This window comes from Pseudomonas sp. BN415 (genome assembly GCF_029871195.1).
Lineage (GTDB): Bacteria > Pseudomonadota > Gammaproteobacteria > Pseudomonadales > Pseudomonadaceae > Metapseudomonas > Metapseudomonas resinovorans.
The window spans coordinates 16,223-36,646 of record NZ_SSOK01000019.1; the positions used below are offsets into that span (position 1 = coordinate 16,223).

Annotated in this window: 25 protein-coding genes and 1 riboswitch; of the genes, 9 read left to right on the forward strand and 16 right to left on the reverse strand. The window is 65.2% G+C overall.

Going from position 1 to position 20,424, the window contains the following annotated elements; all coding sequences use genetic code 11:
• Positions 1-50: 50 nt before the first annotated feature.
• The gene (dxs, locus tag E8F20_RS05295) at positions 51-1,946 is read left to right on the forward strand and encodes a 1-deoxy-D-xylulose-5-phosphate synthase (RefSeq protein ID WP_280282778.1); all 1,896 of its coding nucleotides are present in this window, start codon (positions 51-53) and stop codon (positions 1,944-1,946) included.
• Between the two features lie 113 nt (positions 1,947-2,059).
• Here the strand turns inward: dxs and E8F20_RS05300 are convergent, their stop codons facing one another.
• From E8F20_RS05300 to nrdR, 13 genes are all read right to left on the reverse strand, one after another.
• A complete protein-coding gene (locus tag E8F20_RS05300; RefSeq protein WP_280282779.1) occupies positions 2,060-2,857 on the reverse strand; it encodes a cobalamin-binding protein in 798 nt (265 codons plus the stop codon).
• Positions 2,857-3,276, reverse strand: a complete 420-nt coding sequence (locus E8F20_RS05305; protein ID WP_280282780.1) for an MFS transporter — start codon at positions 3,274-3,276, stop codon at positions 2,857-2,859. Before E8F20_RS05305 ends, E8F20_RS05300 begins: the two co-directional genes overlap by 1 nt.
• Positions 3,273-3,887, reverse strand: a complete 615-nt coding sequence (gene ribA, locus E8F20_RS05310; protein ID WP_028629199.1) for a GTP cyclohydrolase II — start codon at positions 3,885-3,887, stop codon at positions 3,273-3,275. The genes E8F20_RS05305 and ribA overlap by 4 nt, the downstream gene beginning before the upstream one ends.
• A gap of 108 nt (positions 3,888-3,995) precedes the next feature.
• Positions 3,996-4,667, reverse strand: a complete 672-nt coding sequence (locus E8F20_RS05315; RefSeq protein ID WP_137823507.1) for a TIGR02281 family clan AA aspartic protease — start codon at positions 4,665-4,667, stop codon at positions 3,996-3,998.
• Entirely contained in the window at positions 4,654-5,409 is a 756-nt protein-coding gene (locus E8F20_RS05320) for a transporter substrate-binding domain-containing protein (protein WP_280282781.1), read from the reverse strand. Before E8F20_RS05320 ends, E8F20_RS05315 begins: the two co-directional genes overlap by 14 nt.
• 46 nt (positions 5,410-5,455) lie before the next feature.
• Entirely contained in the window at positions 5,456-5,956 is a 501-nt protein-coding gene (locus tag E8F20_RS05325) for a phosphatidylglycerophosphatase A (RefSeq protein WP_280282782.1), read from the reverse strand.
• Positions 5,949-6,917 carry a thiamine-phosphate kinase gene (gene thiL, locus E8F20_RS05330; protein WP_280282783.1) on the reverse strand — a complete coding sequence of 323 codons (969 nt, stop codon included), beginning with the start codon at positions 6,915-6,917 and terminating at the stop codon, positions 5,949-5,951. Before thiL ends, E8F20_RS05325 begins: the two co-directional genes overlap by 8 nt.
• Before the next feature lie 13 nt (positions 6,918-6,930).
• Positions 6,931-7,404, reverse strand: a complete 474-nt coding sequence (gene nusB / locus E8F20_RS05335) for a transcription antitermination factor NusB (protein ID WP_028629204.1) — start codon at positions 7,402-7,404, stop codon at positions 6,931-6,933.
• Positions 7,401-7,877: a 6,7-dimethyl-8-ribityllumazine synthase gene (gene ribE / locus E8F20_RS05340; RefSeq protein ID WP_069082022.1), complete on the reverse strand. Its 477-nt coding sequence runs from the start codon at positions 7,875-7,877 to the stop codon at positions 7,401-7,403. Before ribE ends, nusB begins: the two co-directional genes overlap by 4 nt.
• Before the next feature lie 61 nt (positions 7,878-7,938).
• On the reverse strand, positions 7,939-9,033 hold the full coding sequence (gene ribBA, locus E8F20_RS05345; RefSeq protein WP_028629206.1) for a bifunctional 3,4-dihydroxy-2-butanone-4-phosphate synthase/GTP cyclohydrolase II: 1,095 nt from the start codon (positions 9,031-9,033) through the stop codon (positions 7,939-7,941).
• Between the two features lie 18 nt (positions 9,034-9,051).
• Positions 9,052-9,714 carry a riboflavin synthase gene (locus E8F20_RS05350; RefSeq protein WP_280282784.1) on the reverse strand — a complete coding sequence of 221 codons (663 nt, stop codon included), beginning with the start codon at positions 9,712-9,714 and terminating at the stop codon, positions 9,052-9,054.
• A gap of 219 nt (positions 9,715-9,933) precedes the next feature.
• Positions 9,934-10,080, reverse strand: a riboswitch (FMN riboswitch).
• A 90-nt stretch (positions 10,081-10,170) separates the two neighbouring features.
• Positions 10,171-11,277: a bifunctional diaminohydroxyphosphoribosylaminopyrimidine deaminase/5-amino-6-(5-phosphoribosylamino)uracil reductase RibD gene (ribD, locus tag E8F20_RS05355; protein ID WP_280282785.1), complete on the reverse strand. Its 1,107-nt coding sequence runs from the start codon at positions 11,275-11,277 to the stop codon at positions 10,171-10,173.
• Positions 11,277-11,741: a transcriptional regulator NrdR gene (nrdR, locus tag E8F20_RS05360; protein WP_280282786.1), complete on the reverse strand. Its 465-nt coding sequence runs from the start codon at positions 11,739-11,741 to the stop codon at positions 11,277-11,279. Before nrdR ends, ribD begins: the two co-directional genes overlap by 1 nt.
• A 113-nt stretch (positions 11,742-11,854) precedes the next feature.
• Here nrdR and E8F20_RS05365 point away from each other — a divergent pair, with 113 nt between their 5' ends.
• The 3 genes from E8F20_RS05365 to trxA all read left to right on the forward strand — a co-directional run bounded on the left by E8F20_RS05365 (position 11,855) and on the right by trxA (position 14,025).
• Entirely contained in the window at positions 11,855-12,280 is a 426-nt protein-coding gene (locus tag E8F20_RS05365) for a YbaY family lipoprotein (protein WP_280282787.1), read from the forward strand.
• Entirely contained in the window at positions 12,277-12,930 is a 654-nt protein-coding gene (locus tag E8F20_RS05370; protein ID WP_280282788.1) for a 50S ribosomal protein L11 methyltransferase, read from the forward strand. Before E8F20_RS05365 ends, E8F20_RS05370 begins: the two co-directional genes overlap by 4 nt.
• Positions 12,931-13,155: 225 nt before the next feature.
• Positions 13,156-14,025: a thioredoxin gene (gene trxA, locus E8F20_RS05375; protein WP_137823881.1), complete on the forward strand. Its 870-nt coding sequence runs from the start codon at positions 13,156-13,158 to the stop codon at positions 14,023-14,025.
• Positions 14,026-14,144: 119 nt separating this feature from the next.
• On the opposite strand, the gene E8F20_RS05380 is transcribed toward trxA, so the two are convergent.
• Entirely contained in the window at positions 14,145-14,492 is a 348-nt protein-coding gene (locus E8F20_RS05380; protein ID WP_280282790.1) for a hypothetical protein, read from the reverse strand.
• A 103-nt stretch (positions 14,493-14,595) separates the two neighbouring features.
• On the opposite strand from E8F20_RS05380, the gene E8F20_RS05385 reads away from it, so the two are divergent.
• The 5 genes from E8F20_RS05385 to E8F20_RS05405 all read left to right on the forward strand — a co-directional run bounded on the left by E8F20_RS05385 (position 14,596) and on the right by E8F20_RS05405 (position 18,505).
• Entirely contained in the window at positions 14,596-15,156 is a 561-nt protein-coding gene (locus E8F20_RS05385) for a DUF2796 domain-containing protein (protein ID WP_280282791.1), read from the forward strand.
• A 39-nt stretch (positions 15,157-15,195) separates the two neighbouring features.
• Positions 15,196-15,903 carry an ABC transporter ATP-binding protein gene (locus tag E8F20_RS05390; RefSeq protein WP_280282792.1) on the forward strand — a complete coding sequence of 236 codons (708 nt, stop codon included), beginning with the start codon at positions 15,196-15,198 and terminating at the stop codon, positions 15,901-15,903.
• Position 15,904: 1 nt separating this feature from the next.
• A complete protein-coding gene (locus tag E8F20_RS05395; RefSeq protein WP_280282793.1) occupies positions 15,905-17,167 on the forward strand; it encodes an ABC transporter permease in 1,263 nt (420 codons plus the stop codon).
• Positions 17,168-17,174: 7 nt separating this feature from the next.
• Positions 17,175-17,693 carry a DUF3299 domain-containing protein gene (locus E8F20_RS05400; protein WP_028629217.1) on the forward strand — a complete coding sequence of 173 codons (519 nt, stop codon included), beginning with the start codon at positions 17,175-17,177 and terminating at the stop codon, positions 17,691-17,693.
• A 140-nt stretch (positions 17,694-17,833) separates the two neighbouring features.
• On the forward strand, positions 17,834-18,505 hold the full coding sequence (locus tag E8F20_RS05405; protein WP_280282794.1) for an OmpW family outer membrane protein: 672 nt from the start codon (positions 17,834-17,836) through the stop codon (positions 18,503-18,505).
• 92 nt (positions 18,506-18,597) lie between these two features.
• Here E8F20_RS05405 and E8F20_RS05410 read toward each other — a convergent pair whose 3' ends face one another.
• A complete protein-coding gene (locus E8F20_RS05410; protein ID WP_280282795.1) occupies positions 18,598-19,527 on the reverse strand; it encodes an NAD-dependent epimerase/dehydratase family protein in 930 nt (309 codons plus the stop codon).
• Positions 19,520-20,404 (reverse strand): sugar nucleotide-binding protein, encoded by an 885-nt coding sequence (locus E8F20_RS05415; protein WP_280282796.1) that lies wholly within the window; start codon positions 20,402-20,404, stop codon positions 19,520-19,522. The genes E8F20_RS05410 and E8F20_RS05415 overlap by 8 nt, the downstream gene beginning before the upstream one ends.
• Positions 20,405-20,424: the final 20 nt, after the last annotated feature.

The following is a 20,424-nucleotide window of genomic DNA, read 5'->3' on the forward strand; positions in this document are numbered from 1 at the left end:
GCGCATCAGGTAAACTTGCCCATCTTTTTTTACCTATAACGATTCGCCTGATGCCCACGACGTTCCACGAGATTCCCCGCGAACGCCCCGTCACGCCCCTGCTCGACCGCGCGGCGACGCCGGATCAACTGCGCCGGCTTGGCGAGGCGGAGCTGGAAACCCTGGCCGACGAACTGCGCCAGTACCTGCTCTATACCGTCGGCAAGACCGGCGGTCACTTCGGTGCCGGCCTGGGTGTGGTGGAGCTGACCATCGCCCTGCACTACGTCTACGACACACCCGACGACCGGCTGGTCTGGGACGTGGGCCACCAGGCCTATCCGCACAAGATCCTCACCGGGCGCCGCGAGCAGATGGGCACCCTGCGCCAGAAGGACGGAATCGCCGCCTTCCCGCGGCGCGTGGAAAGCGAGTACGACACCTTCGGCGTCGGTCACTCCAGCACCTCCATCAGCGCCGCCCTGGGCATGGCCATCGCCGCCCGCATGCAGGGTTCAAACCGCAAGTCGATCGCCGTGATCGGCGACGGCGCGCTGACCGCCGGCATGGCCTTCGAGGCGCTCAACCACGCGTCGGACGTGCAGGCGGACATGCTGGTGATCCTCAACGACAACGACATGTCGATCTCGCACAATGTCGGCGGCCTGTCGAACTACCTGGCGAAGATCCTCTCCAGCCGCACCTACGCGAGCATGCGCGAAGGCAGCAAGAAGGTGCTCTCGCGCCTGCCCGGCGCCTGGGAAATCGCCCGTCGTACCGAGGAATATGCCAAAGGCATGCTGGTTCCCGGCACGCTGTTCGAGGAGCTCGGCTGGAATTACATCGGCCCCATCGACGGCCACGACCTGCCCACCCTGGTCGCTACCCTGCGCAACATGCGCGACCTCAAGGGCCCGCAGTTCCTCCACGTGGTAACCAAGAAGGGCAAGGGTTTCGCCCCAGCGGAAGTCGACCCCATCGGCTACCACGCGATCACCAAGCTGGAGCCGATCAAGGCCCCGGCCGCGCCGAAGAAACCGTCCGGCCCGAAGTACTCCAACGTGTTCGGCCAGTGGCTGTGCGACATGGCCGGGCAGGACCCGCGCCTGGTGGGCATCACCCCGGCGATGAAGGAAGGCTCCGACCTGGTGGCCTTCAGTGAGCGCTTCCCGGATCGTTACTTCGACGTTGCCATCGCCGAACAGCACGCCGTGACCCTGGCGGCCGGCATGGCCTGCGATGGCGCCAAGCCGGTGGTGGCCATCTATTCCACCTTCCTCCAGCGCGGCTACGACCAACTGATCCACGACGTAGCCGTGCAGAACCTCGACGTGCTGTTCGCCATCGACCGCGCCGGCCTGGTGGGCGAAGACGGCCCGACCCACGCTGGCAGCTTCGATCTCTCCTACCTGCGCTGCATCCCCGGCATGCTGGTGATGACCCCGAGCGACGAGAACGAACTGCGCCTGTTGCTGACTACCGGCTACCACTTCGAAGGCCCGGCCTCCGTGCGCTACCCGCGCGGCAGCGGCCCGAACGCCGCGATCGACCCGACCCTGGCGCCGGTGGAAATCGGCAAGGGCGTGGTACGTCGCGCGGGTTCGAAAGTGGCGATGCTGGTATTCGGCGTGCAACTGGCCGAAGCCCTGCAAGTGGCGGAAAACCTGGACGCCACCGTGGTCGACATGCGCTTCGTCAAACCCCTGGACGAGGCGCTGGTCCGCGAGCTGGCCGGCAGCCATGAGCTGCTGGTAACCATCGAAGAGAACAGCGTGATGGGTGGTGCTGGCGCCGCCGTCAGCGAGTTCCTCGCCCGCGAGAACCTGGTCAAGCCCGTGCTGCACCTGGGCCTGCCGGATTACTACGTCGAACACGCCAAACCGGCGGAAATGCTCGCCGAGTGCGGACTGGACGCGGCGGGTATCGAGGCATCGGTGCGCAAGCGGCTGGTGCTGCTGGGCGCCTGAGCCCCCACTGCATGGGTTTCGCTTCGCTCTACCCATCCTACGAAGGCACGCCCAGCGCAAGGGCGAATCCGTGGGATGGGTTGAGGTCCGAAACCCATCATCGCCCTCTGTATTTACCTTGCAGTCTCCAGCAGGCGGCATAGTTTCTCGGTTGCACCCAGCATCTGGAAACTCGGCCGCTCCAGCCCCCGGTCGGGCACCGGCCAGACCTGCCCCGTCCTCACTGCCGCCAATTGCGGCCAGGCTTTCCAGTCGCCGGCCTGGCTCGGCTCGCTCACCAGGATCACCGTCGGATCGCGCTGCAGCACGGCCTCGACGCCCACCTGTGGCGCCGGCAGCGCGAGGTCGGCGAAGACGTTCCGCGCACCGCAGACCCTCAAGGCATCGCTGACGATCTGCTTGCCGCCGAGGGTGTAGAGCGGCTTGTCCCACACCTGGTAGAAGACCTTCAGCGGCGCATCACGTTGATAGCGCTGGCGCAGTTCCGCCAGGCCTGTTTCAAAACGCACAGCCAACTGGCGGCCCTGGTCGGCCCGACCGACTCGCTCGCCGATCTCGATGAACGATTGCGCCAATTGCTCCAGATCCCGGGGTTCCACCACCAACTGGGGAATCGAGAGCCTTTTCAGCTGTTCGCGCCCAGCGGCGCCGACGCTGTCGGGCCACAGCAACACCAGGTCAGGCTTTAGGTTGAGCAGGCTTTCCGCTTGCAGCTGACCGTATCGGCCTACCGATGGCAATCCCGCGAGGGCCGCTGGACGATCACCGCCGTCGAGCACACCCACCAGTAGGTCGCCGGCGCCTAGGTCGAGCATGGTTTCCGTGAGGGAAGGCGCCAGGCTGACCACACGCAGCTGTGCCGTGGCGGGTAGGGCCAGGCACAACAGCAGGAAGGTGAGCAGCCGGCGCATCAGCCGAGCTGGCGGGGAATTCGGTAGAGGTAGAGCAGCACCAGGCTGCTCAGGGCGAGGAGGATCAGCGCCACTGCATTGAGGCCGACCAGCACCGCCAGGGCGGCGATCCAGGCTGGCAAGCCGGCGGCGAGAAAGGCCTTGCCACGACGACGAGCCAGCTCTTGCCAGGCGCCCGGCTCCTCGGCTCGGCCAAGGGCGGCTTCGGTCGCAACCAGCGCGCGCTTGTACGCGGAAAACAACGGCAGGCTGAAGAACATGGACGCCAGCGCTGCGATGAATAGCGGCATCTGCAGCACCGGCAGCACCGGTTCACCGTCGCCAAACAGGTAACTCATGATGAACAGCGGCACCAGGGTGTAGCCCAGCTGGCGCCACCAGGCCAGGGCGAGCCTGCGACGGACGTCCTTGCGGGTCACGACTCGGCTTCCGCCTGATGCAGGTTGCCGAGCATATGCCCGAGCTTGCCGGCCTTGGTGGCCAGGTACTTGCGGTTGTGCTTGTTCAGCCCGGTCTGCAGCGGTACGCGCTCGGCCACGTTGAGGCCATAGCTCTCCAGAGCCTTGACCTTGCGTGGGTTGTTGGTCATCAGCTTGATGGCGCAAACCCCCAGGTGCTCCAGCATGGGCTGGCACATTGCATAATCCCGCTGATCGGCACCAAAGCCCAGGCGCTCGTTGGCCTCAACGGTATCGGCGCCGCCATCTTGCAGTTCATAGGCGCGGATCTTGTTCAGCAGGCCGATGCCACGACCTTCCTGACGCAGGTACAGCAGCACGCCGCAGCCGGCTTCGGCGATGGCACTCAGGGCCGCTTCCAGCTGGAACCCGCAATCGCAACGCAGGCTGAACAGGGCGTCACCGGTTAGGCACTCGGAGTGCAGGCGGCCCAGGACGGGTTCGCCGCTGGCCACATCGCCCAGGGTGAGCGCAACGTGCTCCTTACCACTGGCCTCATCGAGAAAGCCGTGCATGGTGAACACGCCGAAAGGAGTGGGCAGTTGGGAGGCGGCGACAAAAACGACAGACACCGGAGAACTCCTGGAAATTAGCAAGGCCGGCATTGTAACAGCAGCACTAACCGGCAGGTCAGATTGAATAGTTGGGGATACGTATCGAATGGCTCGAAGGAAGCGCCCTTAGAATTTCGACTCCAGCAGAAGAACGCCCTGCTCTTCGCGCCAGCGCACGCGATTGAGGAAACTCATGCCCAGCAGCACTTCCACCGGCGCCTCGCCCTCGATAACCGCACCCTCCACGCCCAGCACTTCGAGGCTGCCGACCTTGATGCTGTCGAACTTCACCCGCCAGGCATTGACCGTACCGCCGGCGGTGCTGGCCTTCATCGGCAGACCCTTCACCCGGTAGTCGATACCCAGGCGACGGGCCTGGTTCTCGTTCATGGCGACGCTGGTGGCGCCGGTGTCCACCAGGAACTGCACCGGATGACCCTCGATGGAGCCCGCCACCTGATAATGCCCATTGTTGCCACGGGCGACGCTTAGCTGGGCCTTCTGCGGCGCGGCCGGAGTGCCGGGCGCGGCGGAACTGCCGGCCTGGTTGTATTCGCGGGAAAGGCCGTAGCTGCGCTCGACGCCGTCGACGCGCAGCACAGCACCCTTGCTGTCGGCACTGATTACCTGAACGCCACCAGGGCCCGTTTGCCCCACTTTCACCAGCTTGCGCTGGCCGTCGACGTTGAGTACCGCAGCTCCGGGGAAGAGGCCGACCACTTGCACCTGGGTAGCGGCCGCGAGTAGCGGAGCGAACGCCAGCAGGAAGGCGACGAATCGCAAGTCAGGGCGCGACATGGGGTTTCTCCAGTTCCTTGTCGAAGGAGTAAGGCTGTTTCCAGCGCTTGAACAACGGTTTCAGCTCGCCGCTGGCGACCAGGGCGCTCATGCGTCGGTCGAAGACGTCCGCCAGATGGCGGCCGCGCGTTGTATTGGCGAAGCCCAGGTAGAGGGGCAGGCGCACCAGCGGGGTGATCCGAAAGCGGCCGCGGTCGGTAGCGCTTTCCAGCACATCGTCCACCTCGGTGCGGGCGTCGATGTAGAAATCCACATGACCCAACTCGAGCATCGAGAGGATGCCGCTACGCCGCTGGATCTCCTTGAAGTGCTTCAGGTTCGGCAGGTAGTCCTGGTAGTCGTAGCCTCGAATCCAGGCCAGGCGGTACTGCCCGAGTGTGGCCAGGGTGGGGACCGGAGTGGATTTCAGCGAGAGCGCGCTGACCTGGTCGGCGTCGTAGTGCCAGCGCGGGTACCAGGCGTCCTTGACCTCGTTGCGGTAGGAACCGACCCAGGCATCCGCCTCGCCGCGCTGCACCAGGCCGATGGAGCGGGTATAGGGCATGGAGCGGATCTTCAGTTGGATGCCTTCGGGTTCATAGACCCGACGCAGGATGTCCCAGCCGAGCCCCGTGCCGTTGGCCTCGGTGTGCTCGGGCCAGACTTCGCTGGCGAGATGGATTTCGTTGGCCGGGAACGGTTCGGCCCAGGCTGCGGGCAGCAACACGCAACCGATCAGGGCCTTCAGTATCCAGCTCCGCATCACACTGCCCTCCACCCGCCCATCCCCGTCGCAGGTCCTACCAAGACTAGGCCAGACCCCAGATGATGAGCTGCATCGCCAGCCAGGCGAAGACCCCGGCCAGCACATCGTCGAGCATGATCCCCACGCCACCGTGGACATGGCGGTCGATCCAGCGGATTGGCCAGGGTTTGAGGATGTCCATCACACGGAACACCAGGAAACCCAGCAGTAACCATTGCCAGCCCTCGGGCACCAGCCAGAGGGTGATCCACATACCGACCATCTCGTCCCAGACGATGCCTTCATGGTCATGCACGCGCAGATCGTGGGCTACCTTGCCGCACAGCCAGAAGCCGAACAGCATGGTCAGCCCCAGCATCAACCAGTAACCCCAGTCCGGCAGCATCTGCCAGAGCGGAATGAAGGGCAGCGCTACCAGCGAACCCCAGGTGCCCGGGGCCTTGGGCAAGGTACCCGAGCCAAAGCCGAAGGCGAGGAAATGCCAGGGGTTGCTCCATACCGAATGAGGGATGGGTTGCGGCGTGGCCGATTCGCGATCAGTCACCTTGACTCCCGAAATGTTGATAACCCAGTGCCGGCGGTTTTACTTCGACGCCGGCGGCGTCCAGCAGGTGCACACCCTGTCCGGCTTCCACCCGGCCGATCACAGCCACGTCCGGCCAGTCCGCCTGGAGGGCGTCCAGCTCGCTGGCAGGCAGGGTAAAGGCCAGGCGGTAATCATCGCCACCGGCTAGCGCACAGTTGAGGGCGAATTCCCTGGAAAAGAGTCCTTCGAGGGCCGAAGACAGCGGTAGCCGCGAAGCTTCGACCAGCAGCGCTGCGCCCGAGGCGGTAGCGATATGACCGCAATCGGCAAGCAGACCGTCGGAGATGTCCAGCGCCGCCGTGGCCCTGCCGCGCAGCGCCTGGCCCAGGGCCAGTTGCGGTTGTGGCGCCCAGTAGCGCTGCAGCAGGTAGTCCGCCTGCACGCCGCTGTCCTGCCGCTCGCCCAGCACCAGCGGTAGAGCGCCTGCACCATCGCCCAGGCTGCCCCCCACGCACAGCAGCTCGCCGGGACGCGCACCGGCGCGGGTCAGGGCCAGGCCAGCAGGCAGGCGACCGAACACGGTCAGGGTCAGGCTCAGCGGACCACGGGTGGTATCGCCGCCCACCAGGCCGATCCCGCAGCCGCTCGCCATGGCGCATAGACCACGGGCGAACCCCTCCAGCCAATCGGCTCGGGCGTCGGGCAGCGTCAGGGCAAGGGTGAAGGCGACGGGCGTGGCGCCCATGGCCGCCAGGTCGCTGGCGGAAACCGCCAGGGCGCGCTGGCCAAGAAGGAAGGGGTCGGCACCTTGCGGAAAGTGCACGCCGGCCACCAGGGTGTCAGTGGAAATCGCCAGCTGCTCACCAGGCGGCAGTTGCAGCAGCGCACAGTCGTCGCCGATGCCAAGGGCAATACCTTCGCCTCCGGCCGCGCAAGCGGCAGAGGCGAAGAAACGGCGGATCAGCTCGAACTCACCCACGCGACGGCTGCAATCAGCGCTTGCCGCCGCGGACTTCGGCGGCGCGCAGGCGCGGCGCCAGCTTGTCCAGCACGCCGTTGACGAACTTGTGCCCGTCGGTTGCGCCAAACACCTTGGCCAGTTCGATACCTTCGTTGATCACCACGCGGTAAGGCACATCCACGCGGTTCATCAGCTCGTAGGTGGACAGGCGCAGGATCGCCAGCTCAACCGGGTCCACTTCCTCGAGGGCACGGTCCAGGCAGGGCAGGAAGGCCGCATCGATCTCGGTCTTCTGGCGCGGTACGCCGTGGAGAATCTCGTGGAAGTAGGCGCCGTCTACCGTGCTGAAATCGTTGTCGACGCGGAACTGCGCCTCGATTTCGTTGAGCGGCTGACCCGCAATGTGCCAGGAGTAGAGCGCCTGCATCGCCAGGCTGCGGGCCTGGCGACGGGCTGCGATCTTGCCTTTCGGTGCCTTGGGCGCCGAACCGTCTGCGTTGCTCACTTGGCCTCCAGGGCAGCCAACAGGCTGACCATTTCCAGGGCGGACAGAGCGGCTTCAGCACCCTTGTTGCCGGCCTTGGTGCCGGAGCGTTCGATAGCCTGCTCGATGGAGTCGACGGTCAGCACGCCGAAGGCGACCGGTACACCGAATTCCATGGAGACCTGGGCCAGGCCCTTGGTGCATTCGCCAGCGACGTATTCGAAGTGCGGGGTGCCGCCACGAATGACCGCGCCGAGGGCGATGATGGCGGAGTACTCGCCTTGCTGGGCGACCTTCTGGGCCACCAGCGGGATCTCGAATGCACCGGGCGCACGAATGAGGGTGATGTCGTTTTCGCTGACGCCATGGCGTACCAGCGCGTCTACGGCGCCGCTCACCAGGCTTTCCACGACGAAACTGTTGAAACGGCCGACCACCAGGGCATAGCGGCCTTTGGGGGCGATGAAGGTACCTTCGATGGTCTTCAGGGACATGGGCGAGATCTCGTCAATTAAAGAGCGAGGGCCCCGGCCTTGATGGCCAGAGCCCTACGGGTCATTCAGCGGGCAGGTATTCTACAACTTCCAGGTCGAAGCCGGATATCGCGTTGAACTTCATCGGCGAGCTCATCAGGCGCATCTTGCGCACCCCGAGGTCGCGGAGAATCTGCGAGCCGGCACCCACGGTGCTGTAGGTGGTCGGGTTGGTGACCTTGGTTTCGGCACCCATTTGGCGCTCGAGGTGGGCCAGCAACTGCGGACCGGTGAGCGGGGTGCCGAGCAGCAGCACGACGCCGCTGCCGGCGGCCGCCACTTCCTTCATCGCGGCGCGCAGGCTCCAGCGACCCGCCTGGTTGACCATGAACAGATCGCGCAGCGGGTCCATGTTATGCACCCGCACCAGGGTCGGCTCTTCCGGGCAGATCTTGCCCAGGGTCAGCGCCATGTGCACGTCACCTTCCACGGAGTCGCGGTAGGTCACCAGGTTGAAATGGCCCAGCTCGCTGTCCAGCGGCTGCTCGGCGATGCGCTCGACGGTGCGCTCGTGGATCAGGCGGTAGTGGATGAGGTCGGCGATGGTGCCGATCTTGATCCCGTGCTCGGCGGCGAAGGCCTCGAGCTCGGGGCGACGGGACATGGTGCCGTCGTCGTTCATGATTTCGCAGATCACGCCGCTCGGCTCGAAGCCAGCCATGCGCGACAGGTCACAGGCGGCTTCGGTGTGGCCGGCACGCGCCAGCACGCCGCCGGGCTGGGCCATGAGCGGGAAAATGTGACCGGGGCTGACGATATCGTCGGCCTTGGCGCCCTTGGCGGCCGCTACCTGCACGGTGCGCGCACGGTCGGCGGCGGAGATGCCGGTGGTGACACCTTCGGCGGCCTCAATGGAAACGGTGAACTTGGTGCCGAAGCCGGAACCGTTGCGCGGCGCCATCAGCGGCAGCTTCAGCAGCTCGCAGCGCTCACGGGTCATCGGCATGCAGATCAGGCCGCGGGCGAATCGGGCCATGAAGTTGATGTGTTCGGCCTGCACGCACTCGGAGGCCATGATCAGGTCGCCTTCGTTCTCGCGATCCTCGTCATCCATGAGGATGACCATCTTGCCCTGGCGGATGTCTTCGATCAGTTCGTCGATGCTGTTGAGAGCCATGGGCCCTCCTTAATGAATTCAGTGTTTGAGGTAGCCGTGTTCGGCGAGGAAGCTTTCGGTCAGGCCGGAGGACTGGGGCTCCGCTGCCTTGTCGCCCAGCAGCAGGCGTTCCAGGTAGCGAGCCAGCAGGTCGACCTCCAGGTTGACGCGGCGCCCCGGTCGGTAGTCGACCATGATGGTCTCGGCCAGGGTGTGCGGGACGATGGTCAGCTCGAAGTCCGCGCCGTTTACCGAATTCACCGTCAGGCTGGTGCCGTCGACGGTGATCGAACCCTTGAGGGCAATGTACTTGGCCAGCTCGCGCGGTGCGCGAATGCGGAATTGCACGGCGCGGGCGTTGTCTTCCCGCGCCACGACTTCGCCGATACCGTCGACATGGCCGCTGACCAGGTGGCCACCGAGGCGACTGGTAGGGGTCAGGGCCTTTTCCAGGTTGACCGGGCTGCCGGGTTTCAGGTCGTCGAAGGCGGTGCGGGCCAGGGTCTCGCGGCTGACATCGGCCCAGAAGCCGTTGCCCGGCAGCTCCACGGCGGTGAGGCAGACGCCGTTTACCGCAATGCTGTCGCCGAGCTTCACGTCACCGAGATCCAGCTTGCCGGTTTCCACCAGGACGCGGACGTCGCCGCCTTTGGGCGTGATCGCACGGATGGTGCCGATGGCTTCGATTATGCCGGTGAACATGGGACCTCCAGAACTTGCAGCGTGCCGGCGAAAACCGGCGAAAGACGCATTATAGGCGCCCGCCCCTCACCCGCGCGCGGACGATCCGCCGGCGCCGGAAGGATATGGACTGTTGCATGTGACATCGATGGAACTCCTGTTTCGTGAAAAACAGGGCGTATCGGATCGAAAGGGATCTGGCGGGCGCAGGCACGAACGTACCCCAGCCCAGGCAGGCTATCCCGTTCTCTCTTCATCCGGACTATTACCGTCGGCCCCGGAATCACACCGGGTCTGCTGACCCTGCCAGTGGCAGGCGCTCGCGGGCTATGCACATTCAGCGCAATTACCGCCGGTGGGGACTTGCACCCCGCCCTGAGAACGTTTCAGCCAGTCAATGAAACTGGCTGGCAGGCGTTTTATCACAGTCGTGGCGAACTTGCATCGGCTGTCGTGGGCATGCTGGCGCGTGCGAAATCAGGCAGCGGGACGAGGAACCGCAATGACTCGCCAGTCGTCGCCCACAGCGCGCATTTCGACGATGTTCAGCTCTTGGGCTTCGGCCATCCGCGCCAACGGCCAGTCCAGCAAGGGACGGGCGCTGGAGCCGAGGAACTTCGCGGCGATGAAAATCTGGTACTCATCCACCAGTCCGGCACGGGCAAAGGCCCCGGCCAGGCGCGGACCGGCCTCCACCAGGACTTCGTTGACGCCACGGTTGGCCAGTTCTTGCAGCAACCGGCGCAGGTCGACATGGCCATCGGCGCCGGGCAGGGCCAGCAGTTCGCGGCCAGGACTGACTTCGTGGACATCGCCGGCGGTGGCGACCAGCGCCGGACCCGCCTGGAAAAAGGGCGCCGACAGCGGCACCCGCAAACGCCCGTCCACCAGCACCCGCAGCGGCGGGCGACTGACGGCCAGGGCAGTGAGTTCAGGGTCGAGGCCCAACTCTTCGGCACGCACGGTGAGACGCGCAGCGTCAGTGAGCACGGTATCGGCTCCGGTCAGCACCACACTGGCCCTGGCGCGCAGGCGCTGTACGGCCGAACGGGCCTCCGGGCCGGTGATCCACTGGCTCTCGCCGCTGGCCATCGCAGTGCGGCCGTCCAGGCTCATGGCGAGCTTCACCCGCACGAACGGCAGGCCCTGTTCCATGCGCTTGATGAAGCCGGCATTCAATGCCCGCGCTTCGGCCTCTAGCACGCCACTGCTGACCGCAATGCCGGCATCCGCCAGGCGTTTCAAGCCACGGCCGGCCACCTGGGGATTGGGGTCCTGCATGGCCGCCACCACGCGCCCCACTCCGGCAGCCACCAGCGCATCGGCGCAAGGCGGCGTGCGACCGTGATGACTGCAGGGTTCGAGGGTGACGTAGGCGGTCGCGCCGCGGGCCAGCTCACCGGCCTGGCGCAAGGCGTGGACTTCGGCATGGGGTTCGCCGGCACGGACGTGCCAGCCTTCGCCAACGATCTGGCCATCGCGAACGATGACGCAGCCGACGCGCGGATTGGGGTGGGTGGAGTAGATACCTTTGCGCGCCAACTCGAGGGCGCGGGCCATATAGGCCTGATCGCTGACAGCCATCAGTCTTTCGACGGCTCGCGGGCCAGGCGTTCGATTTCCTCGCGGAACTCGTTGAGGTCCTGGAAGCGGCGATAGACCGAGGCGAAGCGAATGTAGGCGACTTCGTCGAGCTTCTGCAGCTCAAGCATCACCAGCTCACCCAGCACCCGCGACTTCACCTCACGTTCGCCGGTGGCGCGCAGTTTGTGCTTGATATGGGCGATGGCTGCCTCAAGACGCTCTACGCTTACTGGACGCTTTTCCAGTGCGCGCTGCATGCCGGCCCGCAGCTTGTCTTCGTCGAAAGGCTGGCGGCTACCGTCCTGCTTGATCAGACGGGGCATCACCAGTTCGGCGGTCTCGAAGGTGGTGAAACGCTCCTCACAGTTCAGGCACTCGCGGCGACGGCGCACCTGATCGCCCTCGGCTACCAGCCGTGAATCAATGACCTTGGTGTCGTGTGCGCCGCAAAAGGGACAGTGCATGGCGTTCGTGGGGGCATCGGTAGAAAAGGGGGTCCATGGTAGCGCATCCCCGGGGCAAGACAAGCCGACGGCTTTGCGCTATAAGGCCCGCGCATTCAGATCAGGAAGCCCAGATGCGTCCACTCCTTCCCTTGCTCCTGGCCACCCTGCTAGCGGCATGTGCCAGTGAAGAACCCGTCCCGGAACAGCCCGCCCCGGCGCCGCAGCCCAAGGTGGAGGCCACGCCTGCCCACATGCGCGAACTCAGCGGTGTGTTACAGGCGCCGCCCGCCGGCAGCGAGGTGGAACTGGCACTGATGTCGATCGATTCCCGCGACCGCCCACAACGCCTGCTTGGCAGCCTGGTGTTGAATGGCAATGGCGGCCCCCTGCCCTTCCGCCTGCTGTTCAACCCGGAGTCCTTTCCCCGTGGTGAGCGCGTGGAGCTGCGCGGCCGCGTCAGTCTGTCCGGACAGTTGATCCTCAAGATGCAGCCGCGCCTCATCCTGCAGCCTCAAAGCCAATCCCTCGGCCCCCTGCAGATGGTGCCGGCACCATGAACGCCCCGGAATCGCTGCAGCAGGCGCTGACCCAATTGCTGGGCGACGCCAGCCTCGGTGCGGAAACCCTGCCCGGCACAGATCTCAAGCTCTGGCTCATCGACGCCAACAATATGGACCGCGCCTTCAGCCCCGAAGAGACCCGACGCATCCTCGAAGAACCGCCTTACTGGTGCTTCTGCTGGGCCAGCGGCCTGGCTCTGGCACGCTGGCTGGCCGAGAAACCCGAGTGGGTGGCTGGCAAGCGCGTGCTGGACTTCGGCGCAGGCTCCGGCGTTGCCGCCATTGCCGCAGCCAAGGCCGGCGCCGCCGAAGTAGTCGCCTGCGACCTCGACCCACTGGCCCTGGAAGCCTGCCGCGCCAACGCCGTGCTCAACGGAGTAGAGCTGAGCTACTCGGCGGACTTCTTTCAGGAAGAAGACCGCTTCGACCTGATCATCGTCGCCGACGTGCTCTACGACCGAGCCAACCTGCCCCTGCTCGACCACTTCCTCACGCGCGGCCGCCAGGCCCTGGTGGCCGACTCACGGGTCCGCGACTTCCAGCACCCGCTCTACACGCGCCTTGCCATTCTGGACGCCTGCACCTGGCCGGACCTGGCCGAGCCGGCGGAATTCCGCAATGTGAGCCTGTATCACGCGATTCGGTGATGACATTGTGGGGGCGAATTCATTCGCTATGGAGCGCGTAGCGCTCCCCAACTGGTCTCGGGTTGATTTCCCGGGGCCGGACCTGCGGCCCGGTTAGCGAATGAATTCGCCCCCACAGGTAAAGCAGACCGTGCCATCTGCAAGCTCCGCGCTCGTGCGGGGCATATTCATCCCCCGTCGCCGGCCTTATGATTCGCCCATCCTTTCGCGCTTTCGAGAGCCCAGATGAGCGACATTCCTTACATCTTCGATACCACCGGCGCCGACTTCGACCAGGCGGTGATCCAGAACTCCTTCCACAAGCCCGTGCTGGTGGATTTCTGGGCCGACTGGTGCGCCCCCTGCAAAGCGCTGATGCCGCTGCTGGCGCAGATCGCCGAGTCTTACCAGGGCGAGCTGCTGCTGGCCAAGGTCAATTGCGATATCGAGCAGGACATCGTCATGCGCTTCGGCATCCGCAGCCTGCCGACCGTGGTGCTGTTCAAGGACGGCCAGCCGGTGGACGGCTTCGCCGGGGCGCAGCCGGAATCAGCCATCCGCGCCATGCTCGAACCCCACGTGCAGATGCCGGCTACTCCCCAGGGTAATCTGCTGGACGCCGCCCAGGCCGCGTTCAATGAAGGCCGCATCAGTGAAGCGGAGAACCTGCTGAAGCAGTTGCTGACCGACGACAACACCAACGCCGCCGGCCTGATCCTCTATGCCCGCTGCCTCGCCGAGCGCGGCGAACTGGGCGAAGCGGAAACCGTGCTCAACGCGGTGAAGAGCGACGAACACAAGCAGGCCCTGGCCGGCGCTCGTGCCCAACTGACCTTCCTCCGCCAGGCTGCAGACCTGCCGGAAGTGGCCGACCTGAAATCACGCCTGGCGCAGGATGCCGGCGACGACGAGGCGGTCTACCAATTGGCGATCCAGCAGCTCTCCCGCCAGCAGTACGAGCCGGCGCTGGATAGCCTGCTCAAGCTCTTCGTACGCAACCGCAGCTATTGCGAAGGCTTGCCCCACAAGACCTTGCTGCAAGTGTTCGACCTGCTGGGCAACGACCACCCGCTGGTCACCACCTACCGCCGCAAGCTCTACAACGCGATCTACTGATCGAGCATCGGTAGGTTGGCGAAGAGCGCAGCGAAGCCCAACGAGCAGAATTCGACTCTGCTCGTTGGGCCTCGTGAAACTCGGCCCAACCTGCAAGGGCAACTCGGCACATCGACTGCTCACCCCCTCCATATATAAAGGGGCGCATCCTTCCCCGCTTCCATATGCACCTGCTCACAGTGGCGCAGGCGCACCAACAGGCGCTTGCCCGCCGCCACGCCGCCGGCCAGCGCTTCCAGTTCCGCCAGCAGGCGCGGCCCCTCCATCTGCCCGGCCTCGCGCAGAAGTTGCTGGGCGGTATCCCAGAGGGCGTCATTGTGCGGGCCACTCGCAGCCTTCGCCGCCATAGGAGCCTGGACCACCCCCTCGGGCGACAGGCGGCTGGCCAACTGGTCCCAGTCGTCGGCATCCATTTCCACCGTCAGGTCCACCGGCCAGTCACCGATCTGTCCACGTATACGCAGCATATCCAACTCCTCCAGAAGCGAATGCGCAATGCTCCCACGGCGCTGGCGGGCTGCCTACATTTGTTATAACGTAACGCTCACTTCCCCCTCCCGGAGATCTCCCATGCGCCGCTTGCTGCTTGCCCTGCCTTTCGCCCTGCTGCCCCTGGCCGCCGTCCAGGCTCATGAGCACGACCATGAGCACGGCAGCCTCAGTGCCCACGAGCACGGCGTGGCGCGATTGAACGCCGCGCTGGACGGCAAGACCCTGGAACTGGAGCTGGAAAGCCCTGCAATGAACCTGGTCGGCTTCGAGCATGCAGCCAAAAGCGACGCGGACAAGGTCAAGGTCACCGCCGCCCGCGCCGAGCTGGACAAGCCCCTGGAGCTCTTCGCCCTTCCGGCCGCAGCCGGTTGCAAGGTCGTCTCGCAGGAACTCGAGAGCCCGCTCTTCGGCCAAGATGAGCATCATGATGGGCACGCCAAGGGCCATGAGCACCAACACAGCGAAGTGCACGCCCACTACCAACTCGAGTGCGCCACCCCCGACGCGCTGAAGTCCCTGAACCTTGCAGAGCTGTTCAAGCGCTTCCCCGCCACCGAGAAAATTCAGGTACAACTGATCGGCCCGAACGGCCAGCAAGGCGCGGAACTCTCAAAGTCCAGCACCAGCCTGAGCTTCTAACTTCTCCTGAACCGGCCGGGGCAACCCGGTCGTTTTCCCATGAGCCAGACACTGATCGAACTCCAGGGGCTGGGCTTTGCCTGGCCCGGCCACCCGGAACTGCTGGACATTCCCGAGTTCCGCCTGCAACGGGGTGAAAGCCTCTTCCTCAAGGGCCCCAGCGGCAGCGGCAAGACCACCTTGCTCGGCCTGCTCGGCGGCGTACAGAAGCCCGGTCGCGGCAGCATCCGCTTGCTCGGCCAGGATCTGGCGAAGCTATCCGCGAGTGCCCGCGACCACTTTCGCGTGGACCACACGGGCTACATCTTTCAGCAGTTCAACCTGTTGCCCTTCCTATCCGTGCGGGAGAACGTCGAACTGCCCTGCCGCTTTTCGCGCCTGCGCGCCGAGCGTGCCCGTCAGCGCCACGGCAGCGTCGATGCCGCCGCAGCCATCCTGCTGCGCCACCTCGGCCTGAAGGAAGCGTTGCTGCAACGCCGCGCCGACGCCCTCTCCATCGGCCAGCAACAACGCGTCGCCGCCGCCCGTGCCCTGATCGGCCAACCGGAGCTGGTGATCGCCGACGAACCCACCTCGGCCCTGGACGCGGACGCCCGCGAAGCTTTTCTCAAGCTGCTGTTCGCCGAATGCACCGAAGCAGGCGCCAGCCTGTTGTTCGTCAGCCATGACCAGAGCCTGGCGCCGCTGTTCGATCGCAGCCTGTCGCTGGCGGACCTGAACCACGCCGCGCGCATCGAGGAGAACTGAGATGTATCTGCTGCGCCTGGCCCTGGCCAGTCTCTCCAACCGCCGTTTCACGGCGCTGCTGACGGTTTTCGCCATCGCCCTCTCGGTCTGCCTGCTGCTGGCCGTGGAGCGCGTGCGCACCGAAGCCCGCGCCAGCTTCGCCAGCACCATCAGCGGCACCGACCTGATCGTCGGCGCCCGCTCCGGCTCGGTGAACCTACTGCTCTATTCCGTGTTCCGCATCGGCAACGCCACCAACAACATCCGCTGGGACAGTTTCGAAGCCATCAGTCAGGACAAACGGGTGAAGTGGGCCATCCCCATCTCCCTCGGCGACTCCCACCGTGGCTACCGGGTGATGGGTACCAGCGCCGCCTACTTCGAGCATTACCACTATGGACGTGGCCGGCCGCTTCAGTTGGCCGAGGGCAAGCCCTTCGCCGATATGTTCGAGGTGGTCCTGGGTGCCGAGGTGGCCGACGCCCTGCACTACAAACTGGGAGACAAGCTGGTACTCGCCCATGGCGTCAGCACCGTCAGTCTGGTGCAACATGACGACAAGCCCTTCACTGTAGTTGGCATCCTCGCCCGCACCGGCACTCCGGTTGATCGCACCCTGCACATCTCCCTGGCGGGCATGGAAGCGTTGCATGTCGACTGGCAGAACGGCGTACCCGCGCGCGGCGCCGGCAAGGTCAACGCCGATCAGGCGCGAGCCATGGACCTGCAGCCCAAGGCCATCACCGCCTTCATGCTTGGCCTGAACAGCAAGATCGCCACCTTCGCCCTGCAACGGCAGATCAACGAATACCGTGGCGAACCGCTCCTGGCGATCCTGCCCGGCGTGGCCCTGCAAGAGCTCTGGAGCCTGATGGGTACAGCGGAGAAGGCGCTCTTCGTCGTCTCGCTATTCGTCGTGCTAACCGGCCTGATCGGCATGCTCACCGCCATCCTCACCAGCCTCAACGAACGCCGCCGTGAAATGGCCATCCTGCGCTCGGTGGGTGCGCGGCCCTGGCATGTTGGCAGCCTGCTGGTGCTGGAAGCCTTTGCCCTGGCCGTGGCCGGCGCGGTTCTGGGCGTGGGGCTGCTCTATATCGGTATCGGCTTCAGCCAGGGCTACGTACAGGCCAACTACGGCCTCTACCTCCCGCTCGCGCTGCCAAGCCCCTATGAGTGGAGGCTGCTCGGCGCTATTCTGGCCGCCGCCCTGTTGATGGGCGTGGTGCCAGCGTGGCGTGCCTATCGGCAGTCGCTGGCCGACGGTCTGTCCATTCGCCTGTGAGAGTTCCATGACGCGCATCCTGCTGGCCCTGTTGCTGACCCTTTCTTCCCCGCTCTGGGCCGGCGAGGCGCGCGAGCTCACCTGGGCCGAGATGATCCCCGAAGGCGCTCCACCGCCCGCGCCGCCAGCGCCCATCCACGATCTCTCGCAACTGTCCGATGCCCTCAGCGCCGAGGCCGGCCCTGCCGCCAGCCAGCAGTCGCCCGCGGCACCCGTGGTCAAGGAGCTGGACGGTCAGGACGTGAAGCTGCCGGGTTACATCGTGCCGCTGGATGTGACCGAGGAAGGCCGCGTCACCGAGTTTCTCCTGGTGCCTTACTTTGGCGCCTGCATCCATGTGCCGCCGCCGCCGTCGAACCAGATCGTCCATGTGACGAGCGAACTCGGTGTGCTGATGGACGCGCTTTACCAGCCCTTCTGGATCGAAGGCCCGTTGCAAGTGAAGGCCAGCAGCAGCGAGCTGGCCGAAGCCGGCTACCAGATGGATGCGAGCAAGATCTACCCGTACGAATCCCCCAGCAACTGACCTCCAACGCATGAAGGCCCGGTCAAACCGGGCCTTTTCGTATCGACCCTCGGTGACATTGCTCTGGATCAAGATACGAAGCTTGCTAATTACTGAAACTGGCTCCAGCCAAACACACTTAGAACCAACTGGAGCCTTCCATGCGCAAGCATCTTCTCACCGCCTCCCTGCTCGCCCTCGCCATCGCGTCGCCCCTGGCCCAGGCCCACAAGGCCGGCGATGTGATCATTCGCGCCGGCGCCGCCACCGTGGACCCGAACGAAGACAGCTCCGCCCTGTCGATCGCCGGGGGCAAGGTCGGTGGCACCAAAGCCACCCTGGACAGCGACACTCAACTGGGCCTGACCGGCACCTACATGCTCACCGACCATGTCGGCCTGGAACTGCTTGCCGCCACCCCGTTCCAGCACGAAGTAGGTGTGAAGGGCCTTGGCGCCCTGGATGGCAAGCTGGCCGACATCAAGCAGCTGCCGCCGACCCTTAGCCTCCAGTACTACCCGATGGACCCGAACTCCGCCTTCCAGCCCTATGTCGGCGCCGGCCTCAACTACACCCTGTTCTTCGATGAGAGCCTGACCGGCCAACGCAAGAGCCAGGGCTTCAGCAACCTGGACCTGGACGACTCCTGGGGCCTGGCTGCCCAAGTCGGCATGGACTACATGCTGACTGACAACATCCTGCTGAACGCCGCCGTCTGGTACATCGATATCGACACCCAGGCCACAACCGACCTGGCCGGTGTGGGCAAGGTCAAAGTCGACGTGGACGTCGACCCGTGGGTCTACATGGTGGGTGTCGGCTACAAGTTCTAAGCCACTCCTCTGGCACCACCCAGCAAAAAGGCGCCTTCGGGCGCCTTTTCATGTGTTGGGGAAGTACAGGGACACTGCAACGCCAGGTGGGATCAGCGCCCCAACAGCCGCGCTATGCCCAGCTTGAGCGGGGTGGGTTGCGGGAAGTCATAGCGCAACAGCAGGCGGGCAGTGTTGGCCCGCGAATGACGGATATCCCCGGCGCGCGATTCGGCGTGGGTCACCGGCGGCAGGGTACCCAGTACGTCGCCGATAGCGGCCAGCAGTTGCTTGAGACTGGTGGCCTGATTGAGACCGACGTTTACCGGCCCGACTTCAAGCCACTCCGCTTCCAGGGCCTGCACCAGCACCTGTACCAGATCGCCGACATAGACAAAGTCGCGGGTCTGCTCTCCATCGCCGAACACGGTGATCGGCAGCCCGGCCAGAGCGCGCTCGGTGAAGATGCTGATCACCCCGGAATAGGGCGAGGATGGGTCCTGGCGCGGACCGAAGATATTGAAGAAGCGGAACACCGCCGGTTCCAGCCCATGCTGGCGGCGATAGAAATCCAGGTACTGCTCGCTGGCCAACTTGTCCACCGCGTAGGGTGTCAACGGCGCCTTGGGCGTGTCCTCATCAATCGCAGTGCCTTCACCGTTCTGGCCATAGACCGCAGCGCTGGACGCGAAGACCACCCGCTTGACGCCGTGCTCGCGCATGGCCTCGCAGACATTCAGGGTGCCGATGAAATTGCTCTGGTGGGTCGCCACCGGATCGTCCACCGAGGCCTGCACCGATGCCACCGCTGCCAGGTGTGCCACTGCCTTGCAGCCAGCCATGGCGCGAGTCAACAGGGCCGAGTCGGCCACATCGCCCTCGATCAGCTCCAGCTTCGGGTTATCCAGCGCCAGATTGCCACGCTTGCCGGTGGATAGGTTGTCCAGCACGCGCACGGCATGGCCCTTGGCGAGCAGCGCATCGGCCAGGTGCGAGCCGATGAATCCGGCGCCGCCGGTGATGAGGATGGGGGAATCAGCCATGGCGGTAGTAGCGGTCCAGCAGGGTCGGCAGGGCAGCACGCCAGGCGCGCGGCTTGATGCCGAAGGTATGGAGGATTTTCTTGCAGGCCAGCACTGCGTTCTGCGGCTCGTCCGCCGCATCGGGGCGGGCGGCGTGGGCCTGGGGCGTGATGTCCTGCACCGTCAGGGGATGCAGGTTGCGGGCCTCACTGAGCAGGGCCTGGCCCAGCGCCAGGGGCGTGGTCGCTTCGTGGCCACCGTAGTGATAGGTGCCCCAGAGCGGCGCGGCGCAGTCCAGCTGCTTGATCACGGCCAGCAACACCCGCGCAGCATCGTCGACCGGGGTGGGGTTACCGCGGCGATCGTCGGCCAGGCAAATTTCTTCGGCCCGCTCCGCACGACTGAGGAAACGCCCCAGGGAACCCTCGCGGCTGTCGTCCAGCAACCAGCCGAAACGCAGCAACACGTGCTTGGGGCAGACGGCGCGGACACTCTGTTCCATACGCCAGATGGCCTGACCGCGCTCGCTGAGCGGGACGGTTTCATCCTTCTCGCTGTAGGCCGTGGCGCGGGAGCCGTCGAATACCCGGTAGCTGGAAGGCTGCAGCAGGACGATGCTGTGGTGCTGGCAGAGTTCGGCCAGACGTTCCACGCCCCGCTCCTGGGCTGCCAGGCGGACGCCACTGACTTCATCGGCCTGAAACCAGTCGAAGTAGTAGGCAAGGTTGACCACGGCGTCAGGCCGGGTGTCATCGAGCAGCTGGGTCAGGCTGGCGGCGTCCCAGCCCTGTTCGGGCGGACGCGGAGCGAGAAAACCGATGTCTTCCTCGGCACCCTGGCGAATCAGCGCCTGTCCGAGTGAATTGCCGCCACCCAACAGCATCAAGCGCATTCGCATAGAGAAAAAGGTCGCTTAAA

Excerpts from the sequence above, each read along its gene's own strand:
- dxs (WP_280282778.1), top strand. The coding sequence starts at position 51 with ATGCCCACGACGTTCCACGAGATTCCCCGCGAACGCCCCGTCACGCCC.
- E8F20_RS05300 (WP_280282779.1), bottom strand. The coding sequence starts at position 2,857 with ATGCGCCGGCTGCTCACCTTCCTGCTGTTGTGCCTGGCCCTACCCGCC.
- E8F20_RS05315 (WP_137823507.1), bottom strand. The coding sequence starts at position 4,667 with ATGTCGCGCCCTGACTTGCGATTCGTCGCCTTCCTGCTGGCGTTCGCT.
- E8F20_RS05320 (WP_280282781.1), bottom strand. The coding sequence starts at position 5,409 with ATGCGGAGCTGGATACTGAAGGCCCTGATCGGTTGCGTGTTGCTGCCC.
- ribE (WP_069082022.1), bottom strand. The coding sequence starts at position 7,877 with ATGTCCCTGAAGACCATCGAAGGTACCTTCATCGCCCCCAAAGGCCGC.
- ribBA (WP_028629206.1), bottom strand. The coding sequence starts at position 9,033 with ATGGCTCTCAACAGCATCGACGAACTGATCGAAGACATCCGCCAGGGC.
- E8F20_RS05350 (WP_280282784.1), bottom strand. The coding sequence starts at position 9,714 with ATGTTCACCGGCATAATCGAAGCCATCGGCACCATCCGTGCGATCACG.
- ribD (WP_280282785.1), bottom strand. The coding sequence starts at position 11,277 with ATGGCTGTCAGCGATCAGGCCTATATGGCCCGCGCCCTCGAGTTGGCG.
- nrdR (WP_280282786.1), bottom strand. The coding sequence starts at position 11,741 with ATGCACTGTCCCTTTTGCGGCGCACACGACACCAAGGTCATTGATTCA.
- E8F20_RS05365 (WP_280282787.1), top strand. The coding sequence starts at position 11,855 with ATGCGTCCACTCCTTCCCTTGCTCCTGGCCACCCTGCTAGCGGCATGT.
- E8F20_RS05370 (WP_280282788.1), top strand. The coding sequence starts at position 12,277 with ATGAACGCCCCGGAATCGCTGCAGCAGGCGCTGACCCAATTGCTGGGC.
- trxA (WP_137823881.1), top strand. The coding sequence starts at position 13,156 with ATGAGCGACATTCCTTACATCTTCGATACCACCGGCGCCGACTTCGAC.
- E8F20_RS05380 (WP_280282790.1), bottom strand. The coding sequence starts at position 14,492 with ATGCTGCGTATACGTGGACAGATCGGTGACTGGCCGGTGGACCTGACG.
- E8F20_RS05385 (WP_280282791.1), top strand. The coding sequence starts at position 14,596 with ATGCGCCGCTTGCTGCTTGCCCTGCCTTTCGCCCTGCTGCCCCTGGCC.
- E8F20_RS05390 (WP_280282792.1), top strand. The coding sequence starts at position 15,196 with ATGAGCCAGACACTGATCGAACTCCAGGGGCTGGGCTTTGCCTGGCCC.
- E8F20_RS05395 (WP_280282793.1), top strand. The coding sequence starts at position 15,905 with ATGTATCTGCTGCGCCTGGCCCTGGCCAGTCTCTCCAACCGCCGTTTC.
- E8F20_RS05400 (WP_028629217.1), top strand. The coding sequence starts at position 17,175 with ATGACGCGCATCCTGCTGGCCCTGTTGCTGACCCTTTCTTCCCCGCTC.
- E8F20_RS05405 (WP_280282794.1), top strand. The coding sequence starts at position 17,834 with ATGCGCAAGCATCTTCTCACCGCCTCCCTGCTCGCCCTCGCCATCGCG.
- E8F20_RS05410 (WP_280282795.1), bottom strand. The coding sequence starts at position 19,527 with ATGGCTGATTCCCCCATCCTCATCACCGGCGGCGCCGGATTCATCGGC.
- E8F20_RS05415 (WP_280282796.1), bottom strand. The coding sequence starts at position 20,404 with ATGCGAATGCGCTTGATGCTGTTGGGTGGCGGCAATTCACTCGGACAG.